The organism is Deinococcus koreensis (assembly GCF_002901445.1).
GTDB classification, from domain to species: Bacteria; Deinococcota; Deinococci; order Deinococcales; family Deinococcaceae; genus Deinococcus; species Deinococcus koreensis.
The window spans coordinates 1,009,529-1,021,156 of sequence record NZ_PPPD01000001.1; the positions used below are offsets into that span (position 1 = coordinate 1,009,529).

The 11,628-nt window shown below is 69.6% G+C and carries 10 protein-coding genes; 3 read left to right on the forward strand and 7 right to left on the reverse strand.

Features of this window, described 5'->3' with window-relative positions; genetic code table 11:
- Positions 1 to 96: 96 nt before the first annotated feature.
- The 6 genes from CVO96_RS04780 to CVO96_RS21570 all read right to left on the reverse strand — a co-directional run bounded on the left by CVO96_RS04780 (position 97) and on the right by CVO96_RS21570 (position 6,446).
- Positions 97 to 1,002, reverse strand: coding sequence for a PilW family protein (locus CVO96_RS04780; protein ID WP_103310934.1), 906 nt, complete (start codon positions 1,000 to 1,002; stop codon positions 97 to 99).
- A complete protein-coding gene (locus CVO96_RS04785) occupies positions 999 to 1,454 on the reverse strand; it encodes a prepilin-type N-terminal cleavage/methylation domain-containing protein (RefSeq protein ID WP_103310937.1) in 456 nt (151 codons plus the stop codon). Before CVO96_RS04785 ends, CVO96_RS04780 begins: the two co-directional genes overlap by 4 nt.
- A complete protein-coding gene (locus CVO96_RS04790) occupies positions 1,438 to 1,914 on the reverse strand; it encodes a pilus assembly FimT family protein (protein WP_103310940.1) in 477 nt (158 codons plus the stop codon). Before CVO96_RS04790 ends, CVO96_RS04785 begins: the two co-directional genes overlap by 17 nt.
- A complete protein-coding gene (locus CVO96_RS04795; protein WP_103310941.1) occupies positions 1,911 to 3,944 on the reverse strand; it encodes a DUF4900 domain-containing protein in 2,034 nt (677 codons plus the stop codon). Before CVO96_RS04795 ends, CVO96_RS04790 begins: the two co-directional genes overlap by 4 nt.
- Positions 3,945 to 4,138: 194 nt before the next feature.
- Positions 4,139 to 6,268 carry an SF1B family DNA helicase RecD2 gene (gene recD2 / locus CVO96_RS04800; RefSeq protein ID WP_103310943.1) on the reverse strand — a complete coding sequence of 710 codons (2,130 nt, stop codon included), beginning with the start codon at positions 6,266 to 6,268 and terminating at the stop codon, positions 4,139 to 4,141.
- Between the two features lie 43 nt (positions 6,269 to 6,311).
- A complete protein-coding gene (locus CVO96_RS21570) occupies positions 6,312 to 6,446 on the reverse strand; it encodes a hypothetical protein (protein WP_279326995.1) in 135 nt (44 codons plus the stop codon).
- Positions 6,447 to 6,925: 479 nt separating this feature from the next.
- On the opposite strand from CVO96_RS21570, the gene CVO96_RS04805 reads away from it, so the two are divergent.
- Positions 6,926 to 7,825, forward strand: coding sequence for an alpha/beta fold hydrolase (locus CVO96_RS04805; RefSeq protein WP_103310945.1), 900 nt, complete (start codon positions 6,926 to 6,928; stop codon positions 7,823 to 7,825).
- A gap of 450 nt (positions 7,826 to 8,275) precedes the next feature.
- Entirely contained in the window at positions 8,276 to 8,947 is a 672-nt protein-coding gene (locus CVO96_RS04810; RefSeq protein ID WP_103310947.1) for a helix-turn-helix transcriptional regulator, read from the forward strand.
- On the opposite strand, the gene CVO96_RS04815 is transcribed toward CVO96_RS04810, so the two are convergent.
- Complete coding sequence (locus CVO96_RS04815) at positions 8,919 to 10,172, reverse strand: MFS transporter (RefSeq protein WP_103310949.1); 1,254 nt, start codon at positions 10,170 to 10,172, stop codon at positions 8,919 to 8,921. The genes CVO96_RS04810 and CVO96_RS04815 overlap by 29 nt on opposite strands.
- A 242-nt stretch (positions 10,173 to 10,414) precedes the next feature.
- On the opposite strand from CVO96_RS04815, the gene CVO96_RS04820 reads away from it, so the two are divergent.
- A complete protein-coding gene (locus tag CVO96_RS04820; RefSeq protein ID WP_165795207.1) occupies positions 10,415 to 11,593 on the forward strand; it encodes a metallophosphoesterase family protein in 1,179 nt (392 codons plus the stop codon).
- The last annotated feature ends 35 nt before the right edge of the window (positions 11,594 to 11,628 follow it).

The window sequence follows — 11,628 nt, forward strand, 5'->3', positions numbered from 1 at the left end:
TGGGGGAGGTTGGGAGGGGGTGAGCGGGAAAGGCGTCCCAGATGGACTCATTTGAGTGGACGACCAACAGTTCGTCATAACTGTCCGAACCATTGATCAGTCGGGCAGGTTGCCCAGGTTGCGGGGCACCACGACCACGGTGGTCACGGAATCCAGGGCGCTGGCGCCGCGGCCGGGCACCGTCACGTCCCGCCGCCCGATCCGGCGCGACACGGCCAGGTTCACGGTCACGTTGAAGTCACCCGGCCGCTGGTTCACGGCGCTGCCGCCGCCGAGGTTCCCCGTCTGGAACAGGGGCGGCGTGTCCGGCAGGGCCAGCGCCGGGGGCTGCACGTAGTCCAGCAGCAGCCGCGCCTCGCCGCCCGTCCGGGAATAGGCCGCCGCCGAGAGGCTGGCCAGGCTGGGCGGGTCGAGGTAGTTGCTGCGGTACTCCACGAGCACCCACCGGGTCGGGTTGGCGCTGTCCTCGGCCGGGCGGTTCTCGCTGGTGGCGCCGCCCACCCAGACGCTCCGCGAGACCGGGTAATAGGCCATGAACTTGTAGCAGGCGCGCTGGTCGTTCACGCCGGCACCGGCGGCGTTCTTGCAGCTCCCGACCGTGGAGCCGGAGACCAGCGGGTCGGGCGAGCCCGGCAGCAGGCTGGGCGGGCGCACGAAGGCGACGATGGGCGCGCCGGCATTGACCGTCCAGGTCTGCCCGCCGCTGACCGGATTCTGGGTCGCGTAGCCCGAGCTGCCCAGGGTCAGGGCCGTGCCCTGCGGGAACACGTACACCGCCTCCCGCAGCTGGCCGACCAGGTAGTTCTGGGCGATCTGACTCTCCTGCAGCAGCTCGTTGCGCCCCTGCACGTCCGAGGCCGAGCGCGACGACGAGATCAGCAGGTCGCTGGCGACCACCAGGATCGCCAGCCCCAGCGCCACCGCGACCAGCAGCTCGATCAGCGTGAAGCCGGCAGAGGGCGGCGGGCCTGCACGCGGGCCGCCACAGGGGGCCGCGCTCATGGCCGATCCACCAGCACGCTCAGCTGGGAGAGCACCCGGCCGCTGCTGTCCTGCCGCGTGACCTGCACGCGCCGCAGCGGTGAGGTGTCGGGCGGACTGAGCAGCGTGCCCGCAGTGCAGTCGACCCGCCAGGGCGCGGCGCCCAGGGGCTGGCCGTCGGGATCGAGGTTGGTGACCTCGACCTGCAGGGGCGGCGTGGTGGCGGGCAGGGGCAGGGTGATACAAGCCTGATCGTAGCGGCCCAGGTTCAGCCACTCGCCCCGGATGGTCTCCAGGGCGCGCTGGGTCGCCTGGGTGGCATCGACCTGCTGGTTGCTGCGGCGGGTCAGGCCGAAAAAGCCGGTCAGCGGGGTGAGCACCACCAGCACGATCACGCTCAGCAGGGCGATGGTCACGATGACCTCGATGATCGTGAAGCCGGCGCGCGCCTGGAAATCAGTCGGCCGCGCCACTGAGCATCACCTTGCCCGTGATCCCGACGACCTTCACATAGAGCTGCAGGTCGGTGTACGAGAGGCTGCGGAGCCGCCACACCACCCCGCTGTCGTCCAGGGTGCCGAAGGGCGGCTGGTACAGCACCTGCGGCGGCCCCGTCTCGGTCTCGACCATGACCCGGTGCGGCAGCTCACGGGCGGCGGGCGTGCCGGCGCCGACCCGGACGGTGTAGCCGGTCTTGAGGGGATCGAGCTGCAGGGTCGTGACCTGCCCGGACTTCTGGGCATCCGAGCGGGCCCGGCGCAGGTCGGCGACCAGCTGGGCCCCGGCGTCGCGCAGCTCGGTCTGGCGCAGGCTCCGCAGCAAAAACCAGCTGAAGATGCCGGCGACGATGCCCAGGATGGCGATCACCAGCAGCAGCTCCAGCAGCGTGAAGCCGGCAGCCCGCCTCTTGGCCGTCCTCGAGGGCCTCCTCATGGGCGCCCGCTCCCCACGCTCACCGAGTCGCCCTGCAGCCGGATGCCCCGGCCCCCGGCGTTCTTGTCCAGCACCTGCTCGCCGCCCTCTGCGCCCACACTGCCCAGCTCGATCGTCCAGTTCTGCTGGGTGGGGAAGGCGGGCGGGGCGTAGCCGTCCGAGGTGCGCGGGTCGTAGACGAAGTTGCGGCCGTAGCCGTGGGTGGGGCCGGAGGCGCTGAACTGCCCGAAGGCGCCGTAGTAGTTCTCGATCACCCCGCCGATCAGGTTGACGATCCCCAGCGGCGGCCCCTGGTCGAAAGCCTTGACCTGCACGGCCCCCTGGCTGGCCATCATGACGGCGTGGATCTCGGGATCGGCCCCGATGTTGGGGCAGCTTCCGCCGCAGCTCTCCGGGCTGATCAGGTCGATGTTGCCGGCGCTGGAGTACACGCCCAGGATGTTGCGGGCGCCCAGGTTCTCGCAGCGGGCGGGAGCGGCCTCGGTATTCTGTCCCGCGCAGGGCGGATCGGTGTACTTCAGGCTGCTGGTGACGTTCACAGTGCCGGTGGCGGCCACAGTCACTCCGGCGAAGCTGGCGATACTGGCGCCCTCCGGCCCGGCCTGCGCGACATTGGGGCCGCCGTTGAGATCCTGGATGCCGCCGCCGTCCACCGAGATCACGCCGTTGAAGGTCGTCTGGGTGCCCGAGGCGACGATCTTCCCGTCGGCGTCGCGCCCGGCGCTGACCCAGGCGCCGCCCTGCCACAGGAACAGCCGGCCGTCCTCGCCGTACTGGAGCTGCACCAGCACGCCCCCCTGCTCGTAGCTGATGCGCTGGCGCTCGCTGCCGGCGATCACGTCGCGGAAGAGCTGCAGCCGGGTCACGTCGCCGCTCAGGTACAGGCCGCCCGTCCTGGCGGCCGCGTTCTGGTCGTTGCTGTTGACCGGCAGGGGAATGAAGTCCCTGTCCCACTGCACCGTGCTGTTGAAGACCGGCCTGTTGTCGCCGGACGCGGGGGCGGCCCTCGAAGGGGTCATCTCCTCGTCCCTGACGAAGGTGCCGGCCGAGGAGTCGAAGTAGGCACCAGGATCCTCGGCCACCGTGCAGCCGGGCCTGGACTTCCCCTCGACGATCACCGTGCCGATCCGGCCATCCGGGCACCCGGCGCTGGTGACCTCGCCCCAGAAGATGGGCTGGCCCCCCGCGTCGCCCTCGAACAGGAAGTGCTGGTTGGTGTGCACCGGCCCGCTGAAGATGGTGCGCTTGGTGAAGTTGATGCGTTTGCCTTCCTGCTCGGCCGCCTCGCTCTGGAAATGGTGGTTGGTGAACAGCGCATAGGTGGCGAACGACGGCCGCCCGATGCTCAGGAAGTAGGTCGCGGCGGCGCCGCTGGAGGTCGCCCGCGCCTGGAGGTTCTGGGTGGCCGGCCCGTCGGTGCCCGCCGAGGCGAGCGGGGGCACGGTGAAATACAGCCGGTAGCCGCCGGGGTAACGCCTGAGTTCGGTGGGCGCCAGACCGAACCGCGCCTGATAGCGCCCGGCCCCGCTGCTCCCCGCGTACTCGGTGCCGCCCGGGCCGGAGAACATGCCGGTCCAGAAGGCGTCCCGGTCGGCCTCGCTGACCCGCGTGAAGCCCTGCTGGGCGAATTTGTCGGCCCCGATGGCCAGCCGGAAGATCGACACCTGGGAAGCGTTGCTCAGGCGGTCGTCCGGGAACTCGCAGACCCGCGCTCCCGCCGGCGTGGCCGGGGGCAGAACCGTCACGCCGCACAAGTCCCTGATCCTCGCCTCGACCACCGAGTTGCCCACCGTCGGCGGGATGCTGGAGGCGTCGGTCAGCGCCTTCATGACCCGCAGCCGGGCCTGCACCTGCGCCACGCCGGATTCGGCGGCGTAGCGGGCACTGAGCACCCGCTGCTGATCGGCGGTCGAGCGGCGGGTCGACAGGGTCACCTGGGCGGTCACGGCCATAATCACAGCGAGGATCAGCATGACGAACAGGAGCGACACGATCAGCGTCGCGCCCTGGGTTCGGTGGGGGGCCTGCATCCCCAGAGTATGAATGATGTGGAGGGGGGGCCTCACCCCAGTCTGGGGGCCAGGGCGGCAAAACCATACATTCAGGGGGGGTCGTGTCAGATTTTTGTCAGAGAAGTCTCCTCACTTTTCCGGATACGCCCGGGCTGCCGGCCGGCGTGCGCCCCCCGCTCGATCCGGTTCCGCCTGCTCTGACCCCGCCTGGCCTACCTCGCCCGGATGCGTTCCAGCAGGGCGGTGTTGCGGGCCTCGCGCTGGCGGCCGGCGGCCTTGTCCCAGGCGCTGGCCGACCCGGCCGAGTAGAAGCGTTCGCGGGCGCGGGTCAGGGCGGTGTAGACCAGATTGCGCGACAGCATGGGCATGTGCGCCTCGTGCAGCACGGTCAATACCGTATCCCATTCGCTGCCCTGGGCACGGTGCACGGTCAGGGCGTAGCCGAGCTGCAGGTTGAACAGTTCGGCGCCCGCGAGTTCCACGATGTTGCCGTCGAAATCCACGCTGAGCTTGCCGCCCTCGGCCCTGAGCACGGTGCCCAGGGTGCCGTTGAAGATCTCGTTGCTGTAGTCGTTCTTCGTCTGCACCACGGCGTCCCCGGCGCGCGCCTCGCCCTCGCCGATCCGCACACCGCCCTCGCCGGGGTTGAAGAGGCCCTGCAGGTGGTGGTTCAGGTGATCCATGCCCAGCGGCCCCTTTCTCATGGGGGTCAGCACCTGCACGCGCGCCGGGCCGCCCAGCTCACGCACCATCAGGGCCACGCGCCGGGCGCCGCCGTCGGGGTCGGTCTCGGTGAGGTTCAGGCGCGGATCGCCCCACGCCGGGGCCTGTCCCTGCAGCAGCCCGTGGGCGGCGCGGATAATCGGGTTCTCGGCCGCCTGCCGGTACACCCGCGTGAGGCGCACGGTGGGCGCGGCCTGGGCGACCGCCAGCAGCGGCAGGCCGGCGTCCACCGGGGGGAGCTGGTCGGTGTCGCCCACCAGCAGCACGCGGGCGCCCGGCGGCACGGCCGAGAGCAGCGAGAGCATCAGGGCGTCGCCCATCATGGAGACCTCGTCCACGATGAACAGGTCGTAGGGGGCCGGTTCCAGGTGGTTGTGCCGGAAGCCGGCCGGGCCGTAACCCAGCAGCCGGTGCACGGTGCTGGCCGAGCGGCCGGTGACCTCGCCCAGCCGCCGCGCGGCCTTGCCGGTGGGCGCACACAGCGCGACCTCCAGGCCCAGCTTCTCGGCCAGATCGGCCACCGCGCGGGTGGTCGTGCTCTTGCCGGTGCCGGGGCCGCCGGTGAGCACCACCAGCCGGTGTTCCTCCAGCAGCCCCAGCACGCTGGCCTGCTCGCCCGATAAGCCCACCGCGCTGCCCGCCGGAATCAGCCACTCGTCGCCGCCGGGCGGCGTGGCGATCAGGGTGCGGATCAGCCCCGCGAGCTTCTTCTCGGCGCGCAGCACGTGGGGCAGGTAGATCCGGCCTTCAGTCCCGGTCTCGCCCTCGAAGAGCGGCAGTTCGTCGGCCGTCAGGCGGCCCAGTTCCACGGCCGTGTCGACCGCCAGCTTGGCCTGCGGCAGGCTGACCCGCGTGTAGTGGAGTACGCCCCGCTCGGCGCGGCTGCGCGGCAGGAAGGAGTGCCCGCCCTGCTGCGCGGCCTGCTGCAGCGCGTACACGGCGGCGGCGGTCAGGCGGCGGGGGTCGTCCTGCGCGCCGCCCTGCGACTGCCAGAGCTTGTCGGCGGTGAGAAAGCCGATGCCCTCGACCTCGGTCAGCGCGAAGAGGTCGGCCTGCAGGCGTTCCAGCGCGGCCTCGCCGAAGTGCTTGACCGCCCGCTGCGCCTGGGAAATGCTCAGGCCCAGGCCCTGCAGACCGGCCAGCAGCCGGCGTTCCAGGCCCTGCTGCGACCAGCTGGAGACCATCTTGTGCAGCGTCGAGGCGGTCACGCCCGGCACCTGCAGCAGTTTGTCGGGCTCCTGTTCCAGGATGTCGAAGGTGCCGGGGCCGAAGGTGCGCGCGATGCGCCCGGCCAGCACCTTGCCCACGCCGCCCACGCGCGCCTCCAGGTACGCCGCGATGCCGGCCTCGGTCAGATCCGCCGGCTGGGCCTCCAGCACCATGTTCAGCACGCGGTACTGGTAGCCGTACTCGCGGTGCTCCTCCATCAGGACGTCGGCGCTGAAGGTGTCGCCGGCCTCCAGCGGGGGCATCACGCCGATCACGGTGGCGTCCGGGTCTTCGCCATCGGTGTTGCGGATGCGCGCGGTCATGACCGTGAAGCCCGACTCGGAGCGGAAGCGCACCTTGTTCACGCCGCCCGACACGCGCAGGGGCTCGGTGGTCGGGGCGGCGGGCATAGCTTTCAGGATAGCGCCCGGCAGGGCCGGTTGGCAGGCGGCCTCAGCGGCGGACGGCGTTCAGCACGGCGCGCCGCACCCAGCGCAGCGGGTGCCTGGCCGTGGGCTGAGACAGGGCGACGTTCTGCGTTTCCTGCAGACGCGCTTTGGTGATCAGGTTCAGGTCGGAGACATACATGGGCGCAGTCTAGAAAAGAACGTCTCACACCACCATGACGAATGGCCTGATTGAGTATGAAACCCGGACTTATTTTTATCGACTAAACCGAGAACTTATACAGCAGTGTCTGCGGGATATGGAGCACTGTGTAAGGCTGCAGGGCGACATGCTGTGGATACACACGAGCCAGCCGCCGACACGCTCATCATGGACAAGGCTATGAACCGGCACCAAGGCGACTTCACCAATTGCGCCAACAGATCAGGTCGTGAGCCCCGAACATAGGGCATGAGAGAACTTCAGGCCCTGTACGGTGTCGATGATCAGCGTTACCGGAACACGAGCATATGCCTTGACCAGAGCGTTGCCGAACCAAGTGGCTGTCACAGACAGCCGGGCAAGCCCCCACGATTGACGCCAGGCGCAGGACTTTACCGAGCGCGGTGTGCAGGTGTTGACTCACCCATGAATCCGTGTGGCGCCTGTGTGGAACAGACATGAGTGGCCAGGCACGCCGTTCTGCGAAGCGTGACGCCGAGTACGGCCTTGGCTTCGTAACCTCGAACGATGGCACGAGGATCGGCTACAGGGAGTACGGCTCTGGCCCCGCCATGGTGCTGGTGAATGGCGCGATAGGCACCACGCAGAGCTATCACGAGCTGGCCAGCGACCTCGCCACCGATTTCACCGTGTTGGTGCCGGAGCGTCGTGGCCGCCCCCTGAGCCCACGCGACTACCACCCCGATCACGTCATTGCCAGAGAGGTGGAGGATGTGGAGTCCGTCTTGAACCATTCCGGCGCCCACTTTCTCTTCGGCCTCAGCTCGGGGGCCGTCATCGCCCTTGAGGCGGCGCGTGTCCTGCCGTCCGTGCACAAACTCGCGCTATACGAAGCGCCGCTCTGGGTGCCGCCCGAGCAGATGCGCCTTGATCTGGTCTCGCGCTTCGACCGGGAAATCGAGGCGGGCCAGACCGCCGCCGCCATGGTCACCGCGCTGACCATCTCTGGAACCGCGTCGCCCATTCTGACTGTCCTCCCGCGTCCGCTGCTTGAGCTGGCTGTCGCTGGCATCCTGCGCCTGGATGACCGGCGAAAAACTCGGGAGTATCCTCCTCTGCGGACCCTGGTGCCGACGATGCAGTTCGACTTCAAGGATGTCGGCAGTATGCAGAACAGATTTGAGACGTTTAGGTCGGTGTTGAGCGGGGTGCTGCTGCTGACCTCAACCGGGAGCGCCAAGTACTTCCTCACATCGGCCGTGGCGCTGGAACAGGTGCTGCCGAGATCGCAGCGCATCGAGTTGAGGGGGCTGGGTCATGGTGGCCCCTGGAATACAGATCGGCTCGGAAAACCGAAGACTGTAGCCACGGTGTTGCGGGCGTTTTTCAAGGCCTAGGGCACCAGGTTCACCCTGGCTGCCCTCCGTGATAGGGCACGCAACCAACTTCGCCGACAACATTGTGGTGGGAACAAACGAAAGGCTTGTGACCCTCACGCCAGGTTTCTGCCGCACCCCCTCAGAATTCTCGTCCAGCGAAAGGGCCACGCTCAGAGAACGGCTTGATCTCCCCCTGGCCGCCCTCCTCGCTGAGCCTCCACCCCTGACCCAGCGCAGCGGATGCCTGGACTGGGGCGCAGGCAGGGCGAGGTTCTGCGTTTCATTCGGGTCGGAGACATAGGTGGTCATAGTCCAGAAAAGAACGGCTCACACCACCATGACCAATGGCCTGATTGATCAAGAGGCGTCCATGTTTTTATGAAGCCGGCCGGTTGATTATGCACAGGCCGATTCTGCAGGGCTACAGCACGTTCACCGGACAGGGGCCGCACGCGCCATGCTGGGAGCGTGACCGAGACCACGACCCCCGCGCCTGCCCTCGACACGTTCATGGCGCAGTCCCCCGAACAGGCGCGGCTCCTGCTGGATATCGGCGGCTATCCGGTGCTAACCCAGGTGCTGCGCGGCGTGGTCAGCGCGGGCGAGGTGGCGCGGGAGACCGGACTTCCTCTCAAGCAGGCACACCACCGCCTGACCCGGCTGTGCGCGGCCGGGCTGGTCGAGGTCTGCGGCGAGCGCCAGCGGGGCGGGCGGCCCGTCAAGCTGTACCGCGCACGGGCCGCGAGCTACCGCGTGCCCTTCTCGCTGACCGACGCCGCGACGACCACGGAACTCGTGCAGGCCATCTCGGCGCCGTTCATGCGGGCCTATGCTCACGCTCTGGCCGCCCTGCTGCAGAGCGACGAGGAACGCGAGCTGCTGGTGCAGCTGAACGCACGCGGCGAGTTGCAGGCCACCCTGGGCGACAGCCAGCGCTTCCGCGAGGAGGTTCATGGGGTGGGCACCTTCACGCAGGTGCGCCTGAGCGGCCCCGACGCCGCCGAGCTGGAACGTCGTCTGCACGAGCTGCGTCTGTGGGCCAGCGAGCACCGACAGCCCGAGGGCGAGGCCGAAACACCTGGCACGGCGTCCTACCTGCTGGCCCTGCTGCTCAGCCCTGGAAGCCTGCGGGAGCGCTGACCGGGGACGCGGCGTCCGTCGTGCCCGTCAGATCGGCCGACTCGCGCCGCAGCAGGCCGGCCCAGACGCCCGCCGCCAGCAGGGTGGTCACGCCGGCCACCCCGAAGATCACGCCGATGGGCACCCGGTCGGCGAGGGGCGAGAGCGCCAGCAGGGCCAGCGGCTGCCCCGCCGTCCCCACCATGTTCAACAGGCTGCCGACCCTCCCGTAGAACTCCGGCCGGATGCGCCGCTGGAAGATCACCCCGATGGAGACGTTGGTGGCGGCGTTGAACAGCCCCAGCAGCGCCGCCAGGACGTACATCTGAGCGGCCGTCTGCGAGAGGGCCAGTGCCAGGACACTCAGGGCCATGCCCACGAGGCCCCACACGCTCAGGCGCCGCACGTCCACCCGCTCGCCCAGCCCGGCCAGCGCGAAACTGCCCGCCGCGAGGCCGCCCAGCACCAGACCCAGAAAGAGGCCGAAGCCGGCGGCGCCCACCCCGAGCTGCCCCATCCGGCCCGGCAGCAGCATCTCCAGCGGCGCGAACGAGGCGTTGATCAGAAAGGCCAGCGCGGGTAGGCCCAGGGTCAGGGGCGAGCGACGCACGTAGACCAGTCCGGCACGGAAGGCCGTCCAGAAGCCCTGCTGTGCGGCGGCGGCCGGACGCGCGGGCAACCGCACCAGGGGCAGCAGCGCGGCGAAGAGCAGGAAGCTCAGGCCGTCGAGAATCAGGGCCGGGGCACTCCCCAGCGTGCCGACCAGCATTCCCCCGCCGACCAGCCCGGCGAGCTGCATGGTCTGGGCGCTGCCCTGCATCAGTCCGGCCGCCCGCTGAAGCTGAGTCGCCGGCACCAGCCGGGGCGTGACCCCCATCGCCGCCGGACTGTAGAACGCCCCGATCAGGCCGGTCAGCAAGGACGCTGCGTAGATGGCCTCCAGGGGCACCTCGCCCCGCAGCGCGGCCAGCCCGATCCCCAGCTGCAGCGCCCCGCGCAGCAGGTTGCCCAGAATCAGCGGCGGCTTCAGGGGCAGCCGATCCACCAGCGTGCCGAACAGCGGCGAGAGCAGCCCCGGCAGCAGCGCCAGCGCGAGGTTCACCCCCATCGCCCCGGCACTGCCGGTCTGGTGGAGCACCAGGAAGCTCATGGCGATGCCCGAGAGCGCCGTGCCCAGGGCACTCTGCGCGCTGCCCAGCCACCAGATCAGGAAGGAGCGGTTCCACAGGCGTTCAGGTGGGGTCATAGGTTCAGCGTGGGCGGAAAGCTACTCCGCGCGCCAGGGGGCCGGGCGGAGTAGCCCGTCCCGCCGGGCCGAACCGCAGTCTCACCGCCGGCACACAGGCCACAGGCGGGTTCGGCGCGTCCGGCTCGGTGGCCTCGTTCCCCTGCCCCTGTGCCCCCTTCGTGGTTTCCTCTGACGGGGAAGCGGCCGCCCTGGTGGGCAGGGGACGTGAAAGCTCCCTGCCCATGCTAAATTTTTCTGTGATGCGCGTACTTCACACCGCTGATTTCCATGCGGGCCGACTCCTGCGGGGCCACGACCGAACCCCGGAAATCCATGACGCTCTGGTGGAGATCGCCGGACTGGCCCGCACCGAGCGGGCCGACGCCGTGCTGGTCTCGGGCGACCTGTTCGATACCGGCAACCCCTCCGCGGACGCCGAGCACGCCGTCTTCGATTTCTTCCTGAGACTGCGCGACGCCGGCATTCCAGGCATCGTGATCGCCGGCAACCACGACTCGGCGGCGCGCCTCGCCTCGGTGGCGGGCCTGCTGGGCTGGGTGGGCATCCAGGCGGTTTCGCAGCCCAGCGCCACCCCGCAGGACATGATCCGCACGGTGGAAACGAAGGGCGGCGAGACGCTGGTGGTGGGGGCGCTGCCCTACCTCTCCGAGCGGCGGCTGGTCAAGGCCGCCGACCTGCTGGGCGGCGACACCGGCGCGTGGCGCCAGAAGTACCGCGAGGGCATGGGCTTCTTCCTGCGCCGGCTGGGCGAGGGCTTCGTGCCGGGCGCCGTGAACATGCTGATGTGCCACGCCACCATGGACGGCGCGGTGCCCAGCGGCTCCGAACGCACCATGCAGTTCGACCTGACCAACGCCTACACGCTCTCGGGCCTGCAGCTGCCCGCCGGCGCGCAGTACGTGGCGCTGGGGCACGTGCACAAGCCGCAGCAGATCTCCGACACGCCGCCCGCCTACTATCCGGGCAGCGTCATCCAGCTCGATTTCGGCGAGGCCGGCGAGAAGAAGCAGGTCAATCTGGTCGAGGTGGAGGCCGGCCGCCCGGCCCGCGTCCACGCCCTGCCCCTGGCGAGCGGCCGCGAACTGCGCACCCTGCGAGTGGAGCTGGAGCAGGTCGAGGCCCGCCTGGAGGCCCTGAAGGGCTTTTCCGGGCTCCTCAAGGTGATGGTGAGCGCCCCCGCCGGCACCGCCCTGCCGGGGCTGAAAGACCGCGTGCTCAAGCTCGCCCCGAACGCCCTGGCGGTCGAGCTGGACGCCCCCCAGGACGACCTCGCCACCCCGGAACTGCGGCGCGAGGGCCTGTCCCTGATGGAACTCTACGAGCGCTACCACCGCGAGCGCCGCGGCGACCTCCCCGACGACCTGCGCGCCGCCTTCAGGGAAGCCGACGAATCGGCGAAAACGGAGGACGTGGCGTGAAGATGTTGATGGATGATGGTCGATGGGTGATGGAA